The following is a 20885-nucleotide window of genomic DNA, read 5'->3' on the forward strand; positions in this document are numbered from 1 at the left end:
AAAAGGCTGGAAAGGACCCGCCCGCCAGCCATGCCTTTTATCAGTCCAGATATTCCAAAAAATCCCCCAGATCCTCCGGCGCTGTGGCTGATTCTGCTAACGGCTGGGAGTCGTCGTTTCCGTCACCAGTGTCGACAACTCCACTAATATCGCTTGTTTTCTGGTCAGATGTCGGCAGTCGACGTGTAGACTTAGTGAATAACTGAAATACTCGGGATGGCATCCCCTGTTTATTCGTGTCGATGCTTGCCCACTCTCCAACGCTATTCTTAACCAGCTCATTCAATGCCGTTTCTGCATCCTCAGCAGTTCTGAATCCCCGCAAAGATCGCTGAACGTCTCTAGGCTTCACACTGCCGCCCTTTCGACGTACAAAGCGAATCAACCGTTTCTGCTGCTTCTGCTGTGGTGTCTCTTCAATGCCATCCTCAGAGCCGAACAGACGGTATACGCGCTTCGATTCATTCTTAAACCACTCTGCCAGCTCGATAGCGTTAAGCATGGTCTCAGCGCTGACCTGATCAGGAATCCGGCTTTCAGTGATATTCTGGACATAGTGGAAGATCAGAGAGAGCCTAAGCGGTATCTCTTCCAGCTTTGACCATTCAGCCGCAAGATCGCCATTCATGGTGAGAGCTTCGGCATTGTGCCACCTGTGGAACTTCTTATATTCCGTCTTGGCTTCATTGCTGAGATATATCGGGAGTGGATTGTATACGCCCGGCTCCGGTTCCTCTGGTTGTAGTTGGTCGAGCAGCTCGACAACGTGCATGAGCGCGTCTTTGATCTCATCCGGTATGCCTTTGCCCGGATACTGCTTCGCTGATCTATCGGGATAGAGCTTCAGGAACCGAGACATAAAACCGCTTTCACGATAGCTGCCGCACATGGTCCGCTTGTAGATTTCCGGCTGAATGGTCCCGCCAATGCAGATTGAGGAATTAGGGACAAACAAATCGTTTGGATCATGCTTCCTGGCAACCTGAATCAATCCAAGGTTATACCCTTCCAGGAGCACAGCCTCATCAGATCCTTTTGAGCCGTTGTACTTGTTAAGATTGCTCATCAGCTTTGATAGCTCATCATTGATCAGGGGAACGCCTTTCCGGTTATGTTTGAGCATGTGAGCTAATCGCTCAAAAGTAACATCCCCCGCAATCTTATCCACAATGCGCGGCTCGTCCGGTTTCTCTGGCTCATCTGGTGGCTGGCCTTCACCTCTGGCAACTTCTTTGAGATATTCTTTCATCCTGATTTCATAGATCGCCTTTCGTTTGTCGTACTCCTCCAGCTTTTCAACATTCCTGATATGTGCTTTGGCCTGCAGCTTGTAGAGTGGAGCAGTTGCCAGCTTGAGAGCGGGGGATTTCATACTACCGCTGTTTGCGATTACAACGCTCCAGAGAGTCGCAGGAACACGCCAATCCCGAGTAGGCATCAGCACCCGCGCCGCACCGATCAGGGAAGCCATGACGATTAACAACGGGCCTGCGATAAAGGAAAGATCACATTTGAGAGACTCGCTCCCGGCCATGACATAATTTCTCATGACTGCAGGAAAGCAGTGAACTGGGAACGGCTGACACTCGACCTGCGTTTCATCGTCTCCGGTTTCGTCTTCTTCGCTGTCGTCGGTCTCATCCTGTGCTGGTTCATCATCGACCGGCTGGAATGGTGCAGCCTGGTCAATCAGTTGCTGTAGCGTCTCTTTCGGGCTGATTCCTTTCTGGCTGTTATCGTTCATTTGATCTCTGATGTCGCGTCCGTTGGATTCTGTCACCGGCCCATCAGGAAAAGACAGACTGACCTCAGAGGCATACGGGAAAACAGACCGCGCGAACGCCTCCGCTCCGTCTCTGCCGGATATATCATTATCACCGAACACAATTACTTTCTTACCTTCAATCAGTTCCTTCAACATTTGATCGCCGCTCCTTTCGCGCCGCAGACGTTTGTGATCACTGTGAATCCTTCAGGCAGTTGTGAGTAGATCGCCAGTGCATCTGGTAGCCCTTCGGCCTTTATGACTGTCTCAGCAGATAGGAAAGACGCCCGATCACCAAAGAAAATTAGACCGTCTTTAGATCCTGCCAGAAGGTGAGTTTTCCTCTCTCCTGCCGTCTTGGTCGCTGGGAAGTGCTGACCGTCAACCCGATACAGAATCCATGCTGACGGCTCACCAGTGCCGTTGTAAGCAGGGAACGCCACACACTCGAACCGCTCCGATTCTGGCCTCCATGCTGGCCAACTGCAGAGCTTAGCCCCTGCCGCCTCGACCGCTTCAGGTGTCGCTGGTGGCTTGTGTGCTGCCAGCTCGCTGAACTTGTCCCAGTCCTGATCCAGGATCTGTATCTGATCAATCAAAGGCTTCTTTTTGGCTGGTGGCTTCTGTTTCTTCACTGGCTGGGAGTGGGAAACATTCAGGTATTCCCCGATCCTGTTTACCGCTTCGGAAAATGAACACTCAAGCCACCATTGAACGGCTGAGATAACATCTCCATTCCCTTTATTGAAACACTGGTTACAGATCAGAAAGCCCTTTGCGGAATCGAACCGGCAACGGTCCTTGCCTCCGCACTTGGGGCATTCACAATGCTTGCCAGTAAGTGATTGAGCAGGCACCCCAAAATAGAGCAGAATTTCTTCCGCTCTACCTTGGGCCTGACTCACCACCGTATCCTTATCGTAGTGAGTCGTTTTCTGGATCACTCAGCACCTCCATCGAATCCCTGATTCAACTCGGATTCGTAAGCCTCTGGATTCTCCATCCTGAGAGCTTCCTTGTACTGCCCGATATTCTCAGCCAGATAGGACGCCCAGACCTTATTCAGCAACGCCAGATCGTCTATGAACTCATCAACGCCGATCACACGCGGTTTGATTGCGTGTTGTGTCGTCATACAACGCCTGAACTGATGGAAGTCTTCGTGTTGATCGTAGTCCATTTGAACGTCTACGATTTCGAATGGTCGCACCGGATCACAGGAGAACTTGTTTTCATAGACGCGAACGCGAAGCACAACCGCTCCCCAGTCCGATTGATCGACGAGCATTGCTACAACGTCGATCTCGCGTACTACAACCTGTTTTAACTCTGTTGAATTGATGTCTTTATTCATGGTCGCACCTCCTTAAACCATCTCTGGGACTGCAGCAGTGATCAACTCACGCCATAAACGGGATCGAGTGGGGATACACTGTTCCTGCTCGATCTCTGGGACATAGGGGATTACCGCATGTTCCAGGGAAACGACCGTTTGAAACTGGGGATAAGAATAGAATTGACTCCCGGCCATAGTGGAATTGAGCGTAAAGAGAATGCCGGGAATGGTGAGACTGACGGACACTTCTGCAGGCTCTGTGCTCGTCAAGTAGATGGAGTGGAAAGTAAACCTGCTTTTCCGTAATGGGGTTGAGTTCTCTGAATTATTCAACATAATGTAATTGTTCTTTCGTGTGTCCAATGGATACAAAGTTGCAACCCCGGAGCCTGCCCGCTCTGGGGTTGTTTCGTTATGCAGTCTTGCTGCCCAGTGATTCGAGATACTCAATAAAATCAGAGCCTTTCACGAATTTCCTATTTCCGGCCTGATGCATCTTCAGACCGCCTTTACGGGCGCTCCTCAATGCCCAGTCTTTCAGCCCAGACGCCTTTTTAAAGGCCTCGAGTGAATACAGCTTGTCCGGTTCAATCTCACCGACTGGAACCGCTTTTGATGTCTGCTGGCTTGCTGCCCTCACCATGATTGAATCTCCTTACTTTTCGTTACTGAGGTTTACCGTTAATGGGCCTTTGTTGCCCCTGCGATACCCTCATTAAAACGAAAAAACCCCGCCTGAAAAGACGGGGTTAATTCGGAAACGGCTATAGATTTACGTTCTGTTTACAAACTATTTACATATGATCGGGATGCCACAACTCCTTCCATTTCCGGGCCATGTTCAACTTAGACAGCCACACTTTAGCAGCGGGGGTTCCTTCAAAGAACTTTCTGGCTAACTGGCTCTCTTTTCGGGGCTCCCAGTTGTCGCGTAGATGCATGCACAGATCCAGTACATCACCCTCTGGTGATTTTTTTCGACTATTTACATTTTTTACATTCGATTCGGATGAAGAATCTAGCTGACTACTCTCTTCTTTCGACCTTAATATTTCCGAATCCAACTTACCTTTTTCATCTGCCGCAGAGAGATACCCGAACTTCTGCAGCTCAAACACTTCTTTCAGCTTGATGATAGTTTTAACGTTCAAGCCATATTCCGAGAGAAGACCAACATGGAATCGAATGTAATTATATTTGAACTCGTCTGCAGCTTCCTCTCCATGCTCTGCTTTGTGTTCATCGTACAACTCACTCCTGTAAGCTTTATCAGAAAAGAATCCATGCCGCAGATTTGAAATCAATCTCAGCAGATGAATGAGCGCCTCTACTGCCGTATTGAATGTTTCCTTGTCAATCTCGACCTGATGCCGCTTGTACGATATCTGTTTGCCGTTTGCCCTCTTAATATCAACTACGACCTGTGACAACCCGGAGGAATCAAAGTTATCTAGTGCTGCTTTTTCCCATGAATGATCTGTACAATCTGATGCGAACTCATCAAGTCTCATTCTGGTGGAGGCACATTCAACCGGATTCCGCTCGTCTCTCATGATGTCATCAATAAGAATCGAACTTAGCTTAAGCCTTCTGATTGAATGGGTGAACCATTTCTCCAGCCCGTTGAAGTCGCTCGTGTACTTAACAGGCTGCTTGCTGCCTTCCGTCATGTCATCATCCCTTAAGTCCGGGCTGGCCATCTCTGGTATGACGGATGATCTTTCACACCAGAGACGACCAACGGGAGGGCTACTCCGCGCCCGGTCAAATCAAATATTCCAACTGATCACTAGATTGATCAACACTCAGGCATCCGTACGCCTTTCAAGTATTATACAGGGACTGTTCTCAGGATGCAGCAGAGGTTACAATACGTGCTGTTTCCTGTGATCGCCCTTCGGCTAAAATATGATTATCTGCGTTGTGTTGCTTTCCTAAAGCATAGGTCGCAGGTTCGAACCCTGCCGGGGGTATGTTTTCTCAGGGATGGCCGCTTAACCTTTCAGTCCGCTCTCAGAAGGATGCTTCCCATGTCCAGGCTGTTCAACCTGTTTGTTCTTGGTCTCACAACAGTGGGAATTCTGTGTTCCAGCGTCTCTCTGCGGGCCGAAGAGAAAGCGAAAAGCTATTACCTGATCGGTAACTCTCTGACCTGGGATACCGCTCCGGCATTACTCGACGGCGATGTGCAGTGGCACGTGGATTGTGGCAAGAGCCTGCCTTATATCCATGAACACCCGGAACAACCTTGCGTCAAAACTTCGACTCTATGGCCGGCCGCCCTTAAGGAGAAGCAGTACGATCTGATCTCCGTACAACCGCACTACGGTTCCACACTCGCTGAAGATGTGGATACGATTTCCCAATGGATTGAGATGCAGCCCAAGGCGACCTTCATCATTCATACCGGCTGGGCGCGCAGTGCGACCCGGGAGGATGAATACCAGAATCAGGAAATCTCGGGAAAACTGCAGCACAGCCCCGCATATATAAAGGCACTGCTGGCTGCGCTCCAGAAAAAATACCCGGAGCGGAAATTCAAACAGACTCATGCTATTGATCTGCTGGAGCAGGTCGATGTCGACATCAAATCCGGCAAGGCCCCCTTTGATCAGATTACAGACATCTACCGGGATGCGATTCACATGAAACTCGATTCGGGCCGCTATCTGATGCATAACGCAATGCGGCATGCGATGGAACAGCCTCGCTCTGAAAAGGGCTATGAAAAGCTGGATCCGAAGACGAAACAGTACCTCAATCAGGTGCTGGATACACTCAACTGAGCCGGTTTCAATCGATTTCCTCAGGCAGCTCTGCCAGCAGCTTCTGTTGTTCCGCGTCTGTGAGAAATGCAGAGGTAAATGAATTTCGTGCCAGCTGAATCAGTTCCTGTCGAGATAAGTCAAGTGCCTGCTGCACTGCAGTGAAGTTCTCATTGACATATCCACCGAAGTAGGGTGGATCGTCAGAATTGACAGTCACCCGCAGTCCTGCCTCCAGCATCCGCTTGATCGGGTGTTGAGACATATCTGGATAGACGCAGAGCCGCACATTCGAAAGTGGACAGACAGTGAGCGGAATCTGTTCTACTGCCAGTCGCTCGACCAGGGCGGGGTCTTCCATGCAGTGGACTCCATGATCAATGCGTTCCGCATGCAGCAGGTCCAGAGCTTCGGTGATGTACTCGGGCGGACCCTCTTCTCCCGCATGGCAGACAATGTGTAAGCCATTACGACGTGCTTCTTCGAAGACCTTGACGAATTTTGAGGGCGGGTGTCCTACTTCGGAGGAATCGAGTCCCACGCCGATGAACTGCTCGCGAAAGGGAAGCGCCTGCTGGAGTGTTTCCCAGGCAGAATCAGCCGACAGGTGTCGCAGAAAGCAGAGGATCAATCGGGAAGAGATGCCCAGCTCCCTTTCCCCCTGTTTCAGGGCGGAGGTAATACCGTTCAATACGGTTTCCATGGGAATGTCACGCGCCGTGTGCGACTGGGGATCAAAGAAGATTTCGGTATGGCGGACGTTTTGAGAGTCCGCTTTTTTCAGGTAGGCCAGTGTCAGGTCATGGAAGTCTTCCTCGGTGCAGACGACGCTGATCGAGGCATAGTACAGATCCAGGAAGGATTGCAGGTCCTGAAAGTCATAGGCGGCCCGCATTTCAGCGACGGTTGCAAACGGGAGCGAAACCTGGTTCTTGTCGGCCAGTTGAAACGCCAGTTCCGGTTCCAGCGTTCCTTCAATGTGCAGATGCAGTTCCGCCTTGGGTAGAGCCGCTATGAAGTCGTCCATGTCTTTTGCTCCCGGTCGAAGTCAGTTTCAACGGTTGAATTACAGGCAACATCGTAGCCCGTGGAAGAGGATTGTCAACAGCGTCCCCTCCGCTGAGACTTCGTTTTCAAGTCGACAGGTTGTAAGATAAAACCGTGTTTATGTGATACCTCAGCTGGTCGATGCGACAATGTGCGTGAGGCCGGTTATTTTCTAAGGGATTCAAAGATGTTGACGACAATGCAGAAGACGCTTTTGGTGATTCTGATTGGACTGTTTGGGGGAAATTACTCCGTCCTGATTGCCGCAGACTGGAAGGTCGGTCAGTCGCGGGTTGATATCACTCCTGCAAAAAACATCTGGCTGGCCGGTTATGCCTCCCGCAAGAAACCCGCACAAAGCACCCAGCATCCACTCTGGGCCAAAGCACTGGTGTTTGAAGACCCACAGGGACAACGGGCGGTGATTGTGACGACCGACCTGATTGGCCTGACCCGCGAGATCTCCGATGCGGTCTGCAAACGAGTCACCAACCAGACCGGAATCAGTCGTGCTCAAATTATGCTCAATTCTTCGCACACGCATTGCAGCCCGGTCGTCAAGGGATGTGCTGCACTCGCTTACGATTTTACTCCAGAGCAGCAGAAGGACGTCGATGACTACGCGGAGACACTGCAGGGAAAGCTGGTGAAAGTCATCGTAGAAGCCAGGCAATCGCTTGAGCCAGCTAATCTCAGCTTTGGAGAAGAGAAGGCCACCTTTGCGATTAACCGTCGTGGACGGATCAATCCGGATGGCCCCGTCGATCACAGTGTGCCTGTTTTGAAGGTGACAGACAGCGAAGGCAAACTGCGGGCAATTCTGTTTGGCTACGCCTGTCATAATACCACAATTGCCCTGTTTGAATTTTGTGGCGATTACGCCGGCTTTGCACAAATTGCGCTTGAGAAACAGTATCCGGGGACGTTGGCCTTGTTCATGCTTGGTTGTGGAGGCGATGCCAACCCGCATCCCCGGGGCACGATGGAACTGGCCGAACAGCACGGGACGGCACTGGCCCAGGCGGTCAGCCGAGCGGTAGAACAGAAGCTTGATCCCGTTCGTGGACCGCTGACTGTCCGGTTTCAACGTACCGATCTCCCCTTTGTAGCGCCTCCCTCAAAAGCAGAACTCGAATCACAAAAAGGGAAGGGAGATGTCTACACCCAGCGGCTGACGGATTACCTGCTGGGACAACTGAAAGAGCAGGGCAGCATTCCCAAGTCGTATCCTTTCTCAGCGCAGATCTTTGAGTTCGGAGGGGATCTGACTCTGATCGGTCTGGGAGGGGAAACGGTGATCGACTATGCCATTCGTCTGCACGAAGAAATCGCTGTGAAACATCTCTGGGTAGCCGGTTATTGTAACGAGGTCTTCGCTTATGTCCCCTCCGAACGAGTACTGAAAGAAGGGGGCTATGAGGGCGGTGGAGCGATGAAATATTTCGGCTGGCACGGACCTTTTCAGCCTGGTGTTGAAGATCGAATTATCAAACTCATTCAGACCATGCTTGCTCAATAAGACTGTCCCGCTCGTCTCACTGCTCTGATTTCACGGTCCGTATTTCGGTTCGTATTATTGGTTCCCATCAGAAATCTGTTCTCACATTCTGTTGTTCTTTTACGTAAGAATACCAGTGGGTTAGATCCTGATTTATCGTAAGAGAGAACAGGGGAAATTCACTGTCTAATGCGAGAAGGGTCGCTTCGTTCAGCTACTTAAGTTTGAAATTCCGCTTGAGTTGTTGCTTCAGGATAGAGTTCTCTAACTGATTATCAGGCAGCCACTTATCCGAGATCGTTAAAGTCCTTAAAGAAGCCGACAAGACGCTCCGTTTAAGATTGGTATTGTCTCGATCTGAGGCGTGGGAAATAATGGTATTGCTCGAAACATGATATTCGGTCTCTAACATTCCTGTGTGGCATGCCCTGAAACCAATCGAGTCACGTCCACACGAACATCCCTTTTAACAATTTGGTGTTGGCCATGGATGGTCCTGTAAATAACCTCATTTCGTTTTTCATAATGAATGAGGGAACTATCCCTGCGCAGTTTGTGTCTCTTGGATGATTAATTTTCGGTCTATGTGAAAGGCAGAAGCACTCGAAAAAGCCCTTATTCAAATCAAAATCAATTACCTCGAACTAATTGGCCTTCCACGAGAATTGCAAGAAAGCAAGTCGTGACGCCAGGAGGAGGAGTCCCATGGAAAATGGTCGATCATTTTTAACTCGGATTTCAGGTCAACTGAATTCAGATCTGTTTCGTCAGGAACATTGGCAGGGGACTTTCGATGAGTACCTTGATATTGTTCGCAAAGATCACAGAGTGACTCGCACCGCGTTTCAACGCGTGTACGACATGATCATGAGTTATGGGACTTATCCCGTCGAGGGTAAGAAGGGGCTCATCCGCTACCGCTTTTTCGATGATCCCGTTAATGACGGTCGCGATGGCATCTTCGGTCTGTCCAAGCCATTGATGGAACTGGTCAACGTCTTCAAGTCTGCTGCACTCAAGTATGGCAGCGAACGCCGGGTACTGTTGCTGCACGGACCGGTGGGGAGTTCAAAATCAACCATCGCCCGCCTGCTTAAACAGGGACTGGAACGTTATTCCCGCACAGAAGAAGGCGCACTTTACACCTTCGGCTGGAAAGAAGAAGACGGCACCATTCTCTGGGATCCCATGAATGGCGACCCTCTGCAACTGGTGCCGATGAAGTATCGCCAGGAACTCTGCAGTTACTTGAACGAGGGACGCGACATCGATGATGAAACCTCGTACTCGGTGGAGATCAGTGGCGAAGTCTGCCCGTTGAGTCGATTTATTTTTAATGAACGGCTGGAAAAAGCGGATGGCGACTGGACCAAGGTCATGGAACAGATCGTTGTCAAACGCATTATCTTTTCTGAACAGGACCGGATCGGCATTGGTACGTTCCAGCCTAAAGACGAAAAGAACCAGGACTCAACCGAACTGACCGGGGACATCAACTATCGCAAGATTGCCCAGTATGGAAGCGAGAGTGATCCCCGTGCATTCAACTTCGATGGCGAATTCAATGTCTCCAACCGGGGGCTGATTGAATTTATCGAAGTTCTCAAGCTGGATGTGGCATTCCTGTACGACCTGCTGGGAGCCTCTCAGGAACATAAGATCAAACCGAAAAAATTCGCACAGACGGATATCGACACGGTAATTATCGGGCATACCAACGAACCCGAATACCGTCGTCTGCAGTCTAACGAATTTATGGAAGCACTTCGCGACCGAACGGTGAAGATCGACGTCCCTTATGTCACCAAGCTGAGCGAAGAGGTCAAGATCTACGAGAAGGATTACAACTCCAAACGCGTGCGTGGGAAACATATTGCTCCACACACATTGGAAATCGGTGCGATGTGGGCTGTGCTCACGCGACTCGAAACGCCTAAGCATCATGGTCTGACTCTGATTCAGAAAATGCATCTCTATAACGGACGGTCTCTGCCGGGCTTCACGACCGAGAATGTCGAGCAGCTCCGCAAAGAAGCCAAGTCCGAAGGCCTGTTCGGGATCTCACCCCGCTATGTGCAGGATAAGATTTCGAATGCCCTGGTGGTCAATTCGCATAGCTCCAACCTGAACCCGTTCATGCTGCTTAACGAACTGGATGAGGGGCTCAAGCATCACTCTTTAATTGCCAACGATGAAATGCGCGATCACTATCGTCAGTTGATCACCGTGGTGAAAGAGGAGTATACCGATATCGTGAAGAACGAAGTACAACGTGCGATTGCCGCTGATGAAGAGGCACTCACCCGTCTGTGCGGCAATTATCTCGATAGCGTGAAAGCCTACACACAGAAGGAACGTGTGAAGAACAAGTTTACCGGCGAATACGAAGAGCCGGATGAACGCCTCATGCGGTCGATTGAAGAACGCATTGACATTCCCGATACACGTAAAGATGATTTCCGTCGTGAGATCATGAACTACATCGGAGCGCTGTCCCTGGATGGTAAGACCTTCGATTACAAGACGAACGAACGCCTGCAGAAGGCATTGGAGATGAAACTGTTCGAAGATCAGAAGGACACGATCAAGCTGACCAGCCTGGTTTCGAACGTGGTCGATGCAGATACACAGGAGAAGATCGATATCGTCAAGGCCCGCCTGATCCGCAATTACGGCTACGACGAAGAATCGGCTACTGATGTGCTGCAGTACGTTGCCAGTATCTTCGCTCGTGGCGATTCTAAAAAGAACAGTGACGCCGCTTAAGCGGCCAGGGAAACCTGAACCAGTGAAATGACTCTGATTACAGGATAAGAAGGAAGAGTTTAAAACGCTGCTAACTCTGATTCCCTGTTTTGAAAGGGGCTCGACAGCATGGTGCGCAGAATTGATCGGGACCAGCAACGGTTCGATAAAATCATCAAAGGGAAGGTCCGCCAGCAGCTCCGGAAGTATATCAATCACGGAGAGATGCTGGGACGTAAAGGCCGGGAAACGGTCAGTATTCCCGTGCCCAATATCGAGATTCCCCATTTTCAGCATGGTGAAAAAGGGAGTGGCGGCGTCGGGCAGGGCGAAGGCGAAGTCGGTCAGCCGATTGGTCGCGGGAAATCGGAAGGCGATGGTCAGGGGCAGGCCGGTAATGAACGGGGGCAGCATATCCGCGAGGTGGAAATGTCCCTCGAAGAACTGGCCGACATGCTCGGCGAAGCCCTGGAGTTGCCTCGGATTGAGCCGAAAGGCGACGATGCACTGACGTCTCAGAAAGACCGTTATACATCGATCCGGCCGACCGGTCCCGATTCACTACGGCATTTCAAGCGAACCTACAAACGCGCCTTGCGGCGAATGATCGCCTCCAATAATTATGATCCCCGCGATCCCACGATCGTGCCCACCCGGGATGACGAACGCTTTCGCAGCTGGAAGACCGTTAACGAACCACATACCAATGCTGCTGTGATTTATATGATGGACGTCTCCGGTTCCATGACCGATGTTCAGAAAGAGATTGTCCGTACCGAAGCGTTCTGGATCGACACCTGGCTCAAGCGTCAGTACGACGGAATCGAACGCCGTTATGTGGTGCATGATGCTGTCGCTCATGAAGTGGATGAAGATACGTTTTACCGCGTTCGTGAAAGTGGCGGGACGCGTATCTCATCCGCTTACCGGGCTGCAGATTACATCATCAAACGGGACTTTCCCCCGGCACTCTGGAACATTTACTGTTTTCAGTTTTCCGACGGTGACAACTGGGGCGAGGACAATACGGAGTGTATTGAAAGCCTGAAACAGAATCTGTTTCCTGTCTGTAATCTGTTCTGTTATGGACAGGTCAGAAGTCCCTATGGCTCTGGAGACTTCATCAAGGAACTCCGCAAGGTTGAAGAAGAGTTTGATAACCTGATTCTTTCAGAAATCGAAGATAAAGAAGGCATCTACGGCTCGATCAAGACATTTCTGGGAACAGGAAAATAATAACAGCGACAGGATTGCTTCTGCTAAGGGAGCAGTTACTGACGACTGACGGAGGCTCGTATGGTAGTCACAACGCATCGCCCTTTACCTAAAGAACTCAGTGATATCCAGCAGGAGATGGAGCAGCACGCGCTGGATTACGGGCTCGATTTCTTCAAAACGATCTTTGAAGTGCTCGACTACGAAGAGCTGAGTATGTTTGCCGCCTATGGTGGGTTTCCCATTCGCTATCCACACTGGCGGTTCGGCGCTCAGTATGATGAGCTGATGAAAGGCTACTCATACGGTTTGCAGAAGATCTATGAGATGGTGATCAACACAGATCCCTGTTACGCCTACCTGCTCAGTGCCAATGATATCACCGACCAGAAACTGGTGATTGCGCACGTGTATGGGCACTGTGATTTTTTCAAAAACAACGCTTGGTTTGCGCATACAAACCGCAAGATGCTCGACCAGATGGCCAATCATGCGACTCGCGTGAATCGTCACATTGATGAGCAGGGTTACGAAAAGGTCGAGACCTTCATTGATACCTGTCTGTCACTGGAGAGTCTGATCGATCCTTATGCCCCACACATTCGACGTACGCAGAAATCAGAATCGAAGGCTGATACTCAAAGACGCAAAGCAGAGGATGCCGAAAGCACGGGAGGCCGTTTTCCCGCCAAGAACTATATGGATCGCTATATCAATCCGGAAGATGCTCTGGAAGAAGAAGCGAGTCAAAAACGGCAGAAAGCGATGGAACTGTCTGATCAACTGAAGTTCCCGAAAGAACGCGTGCGGGATGTGCTGTTATTTCTGTTGCAGTATGCGCCGCTGGAAGACTGGCAGCGTGATGTTCTGACAATTATTCGTGATGAGGCCTACTACTTCGCCCCGCAGGGACAGACCAAGATTATGAATGAAGGCTGGGCCAGTTTCTGGCACTCGACCATTATGACCCGCCATGGACTGACCGACGAGGGGCTGATTAACTACGCGGATCATCATAGTGGGACGATGGCCACGAGCCCGAACCAACTCAATCCTTACAAGCTCGGGATTGAACTACTTAAAGATATAGAGGAACGCTGGAATAAAGGGCAGTTCGGTCCGGAGTATGATAACTGCACCGACATGTATGAAAGAGAACACTGGGATAAAGATCTCGGTCTTGGTCGGGAGAAAATCTTTGAAGTCCGGAGGATCCATAACGATATTACATTTATCGATACGTTTCTGACCCCCGAGTTCTGTTATAAAAATCGGATGTTTTCATTTGGCTTTAACGATTCGAATAAAACGTATGAGATTCAATCACGCGAATTTCAACAGATCAAACAGCAGTTGTTGAACAGCCTCAGCAATCATGGACGGCCTGTCATTTACGTGCAGGATGCAAACTATAAAAACCGGGGCGAACTGTACCTGGAACACGAATACCTGGGAATCGAACTCAAACTGGATTATGCCCAGGACACGCTGGCCAACCTGCATTCCATCTGGAAGCGGCCGGTAAACATCGAAACCGTCGTGGATGACCGCCCCACGATTCTGAACTATGACGGTAAGAAACATTCCACGAACTCGAAAGAAAAGCAATAAGATCCTCGTCAGGAGGATATTCTATGTCTGTATTAAACCAACTCAATCATGAACTGACTCAGCTGATAGGCTATCACTCTGCCCAGCCTCGAACCGTAACCATCTCAGCGACCGGCAAAATCGATGTCATGCTCGATTTTACTTCGGTCGACACCATGAGCTGCTCGGTTCTTGAGATCCGCGTCAATGTTCCCTCACTGTCACAGTCCACGTTTGACAAGCTCAAAGAGTGGGGGCAGAAACTCTGTCAGCGGATCACTTATCTGCTGGAAAACATCGGACCGCTGGAATACGACGAAAATGCCGGCCAGGTATTGATTCGCTCCACTCCACCTGATCAACAGAAGACAGGCACTAAGTATTATGAAATCATGTTGTCTTCTCACTCGAATGGGAATTTCAGCCTGAAACGCTTTGCCTCTCAGAAAGGGCAATCGGGACGAACTCAGGTCGAAATGCAGATCACGCACGAAGTGCTCCGCAAGCTTGTCGAGGACCTCGTGGATACCGTTCCCTGAGCTGATCAGGCGCCTGTTTACTCTGCTTTCCTGTCCTCAGCCTTAAGATGTAATGATCTTAAGGCTTTTTCTACGTGGAACTTGCGCCCCTGTTCTGAAAGACAGGATTAGTGCTTGACGATCCGCGTTTTATATGTAAAATCTTATTTCATGAGTAAAACACTAGAGCGTACAGAACAAAAACAGTCCTACCGCGTACCGGCCCTTGAGAAGGGACTGGAGGTGCTGGAACTGTTGTCCGGGATCTCTCAGCCACTATCGCTGACCGATATTGCAGACCGTCTGGGGCGAACGAAACAGGAGTTGTTTCGGGTCATGGCCTGTCTGAATGAGCAGGGGTACCTGATCCGTGATGCCAACCAGGGATACCGCATGAGTACCAAGCTGTTCGAACTGGGATCCAAGCACGCCAGTACGGAAGCCCTGATCGCGCGGGCCACTCCGCATATGGAAAATCTGACGCATGAACTGAACGAATCGTGTCATCTGAACCTGGTTGTTAGAAATAAAATGCTGGTGATCGCCCGTGTAAACTGCGATGCAGACGTCTCGCTGGCAGTTCGCGTTGGTGCGAGTTTCAAACTGCATGAAAGAAACAGCGGCCATGTTGCGCTGGCTTATCTGTCGGCAGATCAGCGCTGTAAATACTGGGAGCAAACCGATCTCACTGCTTCAGAAATAGAGGAGTGTGAAAGCGAATTCGCCGCCACCCGCCGCTCTGGTTTCCGGACGATGGAAAGTTCTCTGATTGTCGGCGTACGCGATACAGCTACGCCGATTCTCGGGGCCGATGGTAAGTTACTGGCGGTGTTGTGCGTATCACATATTCTTAAGGTGGGTGAATCAGAAGACTCGACACGAATTTCAACCGCGATGCTGGAGTGTGCTCAAGCGATTTCCAGTGAATTTGGACCGACTATGTTGCACCAGTCAACTGTCCCGGCAGGGGACCTGGCTTAATTTCCCTGCGTTTTCGAACGGAGTTTTCATGCTGGATTTACAAACACGGAATCAGGATTTTCCCAGTCTGCAGGGACGAACCTACCTGAATACAGCTGCAGAAGGAATTCCTCCCCTGCAGGTCAAAGCGGCCTTCGATCAGTATTTCGAGGACAAACTCCTGGGAATGGATGGACGCAAGCTCCATGAAGCGCAATGGGATGCTGCCAAGTCCCTGATTGCAGGCATGTATGGCTTGAGTTCGGACGAAGTCAGCATCTGCTCCTGTAGTTCAGAAGCATTCAATCTGGCCTACCAGGCGCTGCAGTTGAAGGAGGGGGATGAAGTCATCATCAGTGATCTGGACTTCCCCGCCAGCTACACTTTCGGGTTGCAGCAGAGCTGTCCCGCTACGGTCAAAATCTGGGAAGCCCGTGACTGGGAACTACGTCTGGAAGACTTGCAATCCCTGCTCTCCGATAAAACTCGCATGGTCAGTATTTCCCTGGTCAGCTTTTTCAACGGGTTCATGATACCGCTGAAAGAAGTGATTCAGACGATTCGTCAGCACTCCTCAGCGTTGATCGCGTTAGATGTAACCCAGGCATTGGGCCGCATCCCATTGGATCTGGAAGACATCGATCTGGTGATCAGCAGTACTCACAAGTGGATTCTGGCTTCTCATGGAGGTGGACTGGTCGGTGTGCCATCGAAGAAAGCCAGCGAATGGACCGTCCCTGCCGGGGGCTGGTTCAATCTGAAAGATGCTTTTGGGGATCAGCGTTTCGAAAAAGCGGAAAGTCTGCCCGGAGCGGCCAGTTTTACGGTGGGGATGCCCAACTATCCAGCCGTTTACGCGATCCGAGCAGCCTTACAGTACATCACAGAAACCGGGGTCGAAAAGATCGAGCAGGCGACGGCACCTCTGGTAGAAGCCTGTCTCGCCGGCCTGAAAGAGGCAAGTGTCGAGTTGATTTCGCCCCAACAGACAGAGGATCTGGCAGGAATCATCGCTTTCCGGCACCCGGAAGCGGAGCGGATTTATAAGCACCTGCACAGTAAAGAGATTCATCCCATGTACCACGCCGGTCGAATCCGCGTGGCCCTGCATGGATATAACACAATGGATGATGTGGAGACGTTCCTGAAGGAACTGCACCACGCGTCTTCCAAGAGTTTTGTCGGAAATTAGGCGATTTAGCCACATTTGAGTGGCAGAAAATCGACTGGAATTCGACGACATTCATGTATTTTTGCTGATTTTTAACCGAGATGGAATATAATGAAGGTAAGCATAAGCTCAATCATCAAAAAATCTTACCTTCACTCCAGACCACACCGTGTCCGAGTGAGAAGCTAGCGCTCCTCGACGTCAGACTGTGGTTCCTACCTGAAAACTGCCGGGAAAAACGATGAAGATGCCTGCGAGTTTACGAGATTGTTTCTTTTCTTTCGTAACACAGTGTTCTACCGGGCTGTTCGCTCTGGTCTGCCTGCTGACGCTCTCTCCCGTCAACGCAGCCGAACAGAAACCGAGTCAGGAACAGGTTCAGTTTTTCGAATCGAAAATCCGTCCTCTGCTGATCAAGCATTGCTATGACTGTCATGGAGAGGATGCCCAGGAATCAGATCTGCGTGTCGATACCTTTGACGGGATCGCCAAAGGGGGCAAAGCTGGTTCGCTGATCGTGCCCGGAAAGCCGGAACAGAGCCTGCTGATGACGGCTGTCAATTACCAGTCAAATGACCTGCAGATGCCCCCCGATGAGAAGCTGAGTAAGCAGGAAATCAAAGACCTGAGTGACTGGGTCAAAATGGGGGCACCTTATCCGAACGCAGACTTAAGTAAGCTCCGCGCTGCCAGCGACAAGGGTAAGTATGACCTGGAGAAGGAACGTGAATTCTGGTCTTTCCAGCCCGTACGTAAACCGGCACTCCCCGAAGTCAAAAATAAAGCATGGGTCAAAAATCCCATCGATCAGTTTGTATTACACAAGCTGGAAGAAGCAGGGTTGCAGCCTGCCTCACCTGCCGATAAACGGACACTCATTCGCCGGACGACCTTTGATCTGACTGGTCTGCCCCCGACGCAGGAAGAAGTCGAAAACTTCCTCAACGATACTTCACCAAATGCCTTCGAGAAAGTCGTCGATCGTCTGCTTGCTTCACCGCATTACGGTGAGCACTGGGGACGGCACTGGCTCGACGTCGCCCGCTATGCTGACTCCAATGGTCTCGATGAAAACATTGCTTACGGTACCGCCTGGAAATACCGGGATTATGTTGTCAATGCGTTCAATAAAGACAAACCTTACGACGTCTTCATTAAAGAACAACTGGCTGGCGACCTGATGGAGCCGGCAGAGAGTGTTGCACAGCGAAATGAACGACTGATTGCAACCGGCTTTCTTTCACTCGGCCCCAAGGTTCTGGCGGAGGTGGATGCCACCAAGATGGAGATGGATATCATCGACGAGCAGATCAACACGATCGGCGTTTCGATGATGGGCCTGACTCTGGGTTGTGCCCGCTGTCACGATCATAAGTTTGATCCCATCTCGGCTCACGATTATTATGGTCTGGCTGGTATTCTTAAAAGTACCAAGATCATGGAGCACTATAATAAAGTTGCTCGCTGGTACGAAAATCCGCTGGCCACTCCTGAGCAGAAACAGGAACAGGCCCGCTGGGATGAGAAAATCAAAGGCGAAGAAGCAAAAATTGCTGCACTGATCAAAGCGGAAAATGAACGGTTGCAGAAAGAGGGAGGAAAAGACTATCAACTTCCCAAGAAGCCGGAAGAAGCTTATACCAAAGCAGCACAGGCCGAGTTGAAAACACTTAGAGTCGAAGTTGCGAAACTTAAGAAGACGCGTCCCGAAATTCCCACGGCCCTCGGTGCCGCAGAACGGGAAACCACGGACGTACCGATTCACATTCGCGGCAGTCATCTGACACTGGGAGAAACCGTCCCCCGGCACGTACCTGTCGTATTGACTCCCGAACCCAAAACTCCATTCCCCAAAGAACAGAGTGGTCGTCTTAAGTTCGCTGAGTGGCTGGGCAAACCCGAACATCCATTAACCTCGCGCGTGATTGCGAACCGGGTCTGGCGCTGGCACTTTGGGAAGGGAATTGTTGCGACCACCGATAACTTCGGAAAACTGGGCGCCAAGCCTACCAATCAGAGTCTGTTGGACTGGATGGCGGCAACGTTAATGGAAGAGGGCTGGTCGCTCAAAGAGCTGCACCGCATAATTCTGTTGTCGAATACCTGGCAGATGAGCAGCGAATGGAATGCGAAAGCGGCAGCGATTGATCCCGATAACCAACTGATGTGGCATGCCGACATTCGCCGTCTGGAAGCAGAATCGATTCGCGATGCTATCCTGGCTGTCAGCGATGGACTGGACCTGACCATGGGCGGATCATTGATGAACGTTGACAACCGTGCGTTCGTCTTCAATCACGAATCCAAAGATGGCGTGACATACGATTTCAACCGTCGTTCACTCTATCTGCCTGTCATCCGTAATCACCTGTTTGGCATGTTCATGCTCTTTGACTATGCGGATGCCAGCGTGCTCAACGGGAACCGGGCGTCGACGACAGTGGCTCCCCAGGCACTATTCATGCTTAACAGTCATCTGATCGAAAATGCATCCCATCGGATGGCAGAACAGATTCAGCATGAAACCGCGTTGTCTCCGGAACAGAAGATCCAGAAACTGTTCCTCAAGACATATGGACGTCAACCAACGGAAATGGAAATCAATAAATCTCTGCACTTCCTGGACGATATTGAACAGGAACTGCAGGCGGAAACGAAATCTTCGGAACAACGGATCACGCGTGCCTGGCAGGTGCTCTGTCAGTCATTTCTGGCTTCCAGTGAGTTCATCTATCTGCGATAGAAACTGCTGCGAGCCACTACCTGTATCCATTATTCATATAAATTATCGAGACCTGCCATGAGTATCCTGCCTCAATCACTGTTCTCCCGTCGGGATCTGTTAAAGAAATCAGCAATTGGTTTCGGCAATCTGGCGCTGCTCTCCATGTTGAATGAAGAGTCAAAAGCGGCTGCCTCATCGAAAGATCCTCTCGCTCCCCGGCAACCACATTTTACGCCACGTGCCAAGCGGGTGATCTTCCTGTTCATGAAGGGCGGCCCTTCTCACATGGACACGTTCGATTACAAGCCCCAGTTGCAGAAGTACGATGGCAAGCCGCTGCCTTTCGATAAGCCCCGGGTACAGTTTGCACCGACCGGCAATCTGTTGAAGTCTCCCTGGAAATTCAAGCAGTATGGTGAGAGCGGAATTCATGTCAGTGAACTGTTTCCTCATGTCGCTGAATGTGTGGATGATTTATGTATCCTGAATTCTGTCTACGGCACTAATGCAGCCCACGGTGGCGCCCTGTTGAAACTGCATACGGGGAGTGACGCATTTGTGCGTCCGAGTATGGGCTCCTGGGTGACTTACGGTCTGGGCACGGAAAATCAGAATCTGCCCGGTTTCATTACCATCTGTCCGACTCTGGCTCATGGTGGCGTCAAAAACTGGAGCTCTGCGTTTCTGCCAGCCCCGTACCAGGGAACTCCGTTGGGGAACGCTGCGATCGCTGCGGAAAACGCTCAGATTGAATATATCAAGAACAACTTCCTCTCCCGTAAAGTACAGCGGAAGCAGGTCGAGTTCATGAATGAACTGAACCGGATGCACCAGGATGAAGCCGGTCCGAATCAGGTACTCGATGCCCGCATCGGCAGCTTTGAACTTGCCTTCCGCATGCAGGAAGAAGTTCCCGAAGTACAGGACATTTCGGATGAATCTGAAGCCACTCAGAAAATGTATGGCCTGGATCAGAAAGAGACCGCGGACTTCGGACGCCAGTGTCTGATGGCCCGTCGTTTTGCAGAACGTGGCGTACGTTTCATTCAGGTTTCTCACAGTGACCAGAAGGTCCAGTGGGATCAGCACAGCAACCTGTTTGAAGGGCATACCAAAAATGCGAAAGAGGTCGACCAGCCGATCGCCGCTCTCTTGAAAGACCTCAAACAGCGCGGTCTGCTCAAAGATACGCTCGTGGTCTGGGGCGGTGAATTCGGCCGGACTCCTACTGCTCAAGGTAAGAATGGTCGCGATCATAATCCCGAAGGGTTCACAATGTGGATGGCAGGGGGCGGCGTGAAGTCCGGCTTCCAGTACGGAGCGACCGATGAATTCGGCTATTACGCCACCAAAGATAAAATGCATATTCACGATTTCCATGCCACACTGCTGCACATTCTGGGCATGGACCATGAAAAGCTGACCTATCGATATGCCGGTCGCGATTTCCGCCTGACCGATGTAGCCGGTCACGTGGCTCATGGTGTACTGGCATAAGTGTCCAGTTCGTCTGATCATCACTGAATCGACATAACAGCCCTGCTCCATGT

At 50.7% G+C, this 20885-nt stretch carries 16 protein-coding genes; 10 read left to right on the forward strand and 6 right to left on the reverse strand.

Annotated elements, in window-relative coordinates:
* Positions 1-40 precede the first annotated feature (40 nt).
* From F1728_RS23065 to F1728_RS23085, 5 genes are all read right to left on the reverse strand, one after another.
* Positions 41-1921 (reverse strand): YfjI family protein, encoded by a 1881-nt coding sequence (locus tag F1728_RS23065; protein WP_155366040.1) that lies wholly within the window; start codon positions 1919-1921, stop codon positions 41-43.
* Positions 1915-2709, reverse strand: coding sequence for a primase-helicase zinc-binding domain-containing protein (locus tag F1728_RS23070; RefSeq protein WP_155366041.1), 795 nt, complete (start codon positions 2707-2709; stop codon positions 1915-1917). The genes F1728_RS23065 and F1728_RS23070 overlap by 7 nt, the downstream gene beginning before the upstream one ends.
* Complete coding sequence (locus F1728_RS23075) at positions 2706-3119, reverse strand: hypothetical protein (protein WP_155366042.1); 414 nt, start codon at positions 3117-3119, stop codon at positions 2706-2708. Before F1728_RS23075 ends, F1728_RS23070 begins: the two co-directional genes overlap by 4 nt.
* A 394-nt stretch (positions 3120-3513) precedes the next feature.
* Positions 3514-3744 (reverse strand): hypothetical protein, encoded by a 231-nt coding sequence (locus F1728_RS23080; RefSeq protein WP_155366043.1) that lies wholly within the window; start codon positions 3742-3744, stop codon positions 3514-3516.
* A 151-nt stretch (positions 3745-3895) separates the two neighbouring features.
* Complete coding sequence (locus F1728_RS23085) at positions 3896-4771, reverse strand: hypothetical protein (RefSeq protein WP_155366044.1); 876 nt, start codon at positions 4769-4771, stop codon at positions 3896-3898.
* 360 nt (positions 4772-5131) lie between these two features.
* Between F1728_RS23085 and F1728_RS23090 the strand changes: the two genes are divergently transcribed.
* Positions 5132-5887 carry a hypothetical protein gene (locus tag F1728_RS23090; RefSeq protein ID WP_155366045.1) on the forward strand — a complete coding sequence of 252 codons (756 nt, stop codon included), beginning with the start codon at positions 5132-5134 and terminating at the stop codon, positions 5885-5887.
* 7 nt (positions 5888-5894) lie between these two features.
* Here F1728_RS23090 and F1728_RS23095 read toward each other — a convergent pair whose 3' ends face one another.
* On the reverse strand, positions 5895-6893 hold the full coding sequence (locus F1728_RS23095; protein WP_155366046.1) for an adenosine deaminase: 999 nt from the start codon (positions 6891-6893) through the stop codon (positions 5895-5897).
* A 207-nt stretch (positions 6894-7100) separates the two neighbouring features.
* On the opposite strand from F1728_RS23095, the gene F1728_RS23100 reads away from it, so the two are divergent.
* From F1728_RS23100 to F1728_RS23140, 9 genes are all read left to right on the forward strand, one after another.
* Positions 7101-8432, forward strand: a complete 1332-nt coding sequence (locus F1728_RS23100) for a neutral/alkaline non-lysosomal ceramidase N-terminal domain-containing protein (RefSeq protein WP_155366047.1) — start codon at positions 7101-7103, stop codon at positions 8430-8432.
* A 684-nt stretch (positions 8433-9116) separates the two neighbouring features.
* On the forward strand, positions 9117-11177 hold the full coding sequence (locus F1728_RS23105; protein WP_155366048.1) for a PrkA family serine protein kinase: 2061 nt from the start codon (positions 9117-9119) through the stop codon (positions 11175-11177).
* 108 nt (positions 11178-11285) lie between these two features.
* The gene (locus F1728_RS23110) at positions 11286-12392 is read left to right on the forward strand and encodes a DUF444 family protein (RefSeq protein WP_145042492.1); all 1107 of its coding nucleotides are present in this window, start codon (positions 11286-11288) and stop codon (positions 12390-12392) included.
* A gap of 60 nt (positions 12393-12452) precedes the next feature.
* On the forward strand, positions 12453-13982 hold the full coding sequence (locus F1728_RS23115; RefSeq protein WP_155366049.1) for a SpoVR family protein: 1530 nt from the start codon (positions 12453-12455) through the stop codon (positions 13980-13982).
* A gap of 23 nt (positions 13983-14005) precedes the next feature.
* Entirely contained in the window at positions 14006-14500 is a 495-nt protein-coding gene (locus F1728_RS23120) for a hypothetical protein (RefSeq protein ID WP_145042490.1), read from the forward strand.
* Positions 14501-14650: 150 nt separating this feature from the next.
* Positions 14651-15460, forward strand: a complete 810-nt coding sequence (locus F1728_RS23125; RefSeq protein WP_155366050.1) for an IclR family transcriptional regulator — start codon at positions 14651-14653, stop codon at positions 15458-15460.
* 28 nt (positions 15461-15488) lie between these two features.
* The gene (locus F1728_RS23130; protein WP_155366051.1) at positions 15489-16631 is read left to right on the forward strand and encodes an aminotransferase class V-fold PLP-dependent enzyme; all 1143 of its coding nucleotides are present in this window, start codon (positions 15489-15491) and stop codon (positions 16629-16631) included.
* 226 nt (positions 16632-16857) lie between these two features.
* Positions 16858-19353, forward strand: a complete 2496-nt coding sequence (locus tag F1728_RS23135) for a PSD1 and planctomycete cytochrome C domain-containing protein (RefSeq protein ID WP_228030307.1) — start codon at positions 16858-16860, stop codon at positions 19351-19353.
* 57 nt (positions 19354-19410) lie between these two features.
* A complete protein-coding gene (locus F1728_RS23140) occupies positions 19411-20832 on the forward strand; it encodes a DUF1501 domain-containing protein (RefSeq protein WP_145042486.1) in 1422 nt (473 codons plus the stop codon).
* The last annotated feature ends 53 nt before the right edge of the window (positions 20833-20885 follow it).

This window comes from Gimesia benthica (assembly GCF_009720525.1).
GTDB classification, from domain to species: domain Bacteria; phylum Planctomycetota; class Planctomycetia; order Planctomycetales; family Planctomycetaceae; genus Gimesia; species Gimesia benthica.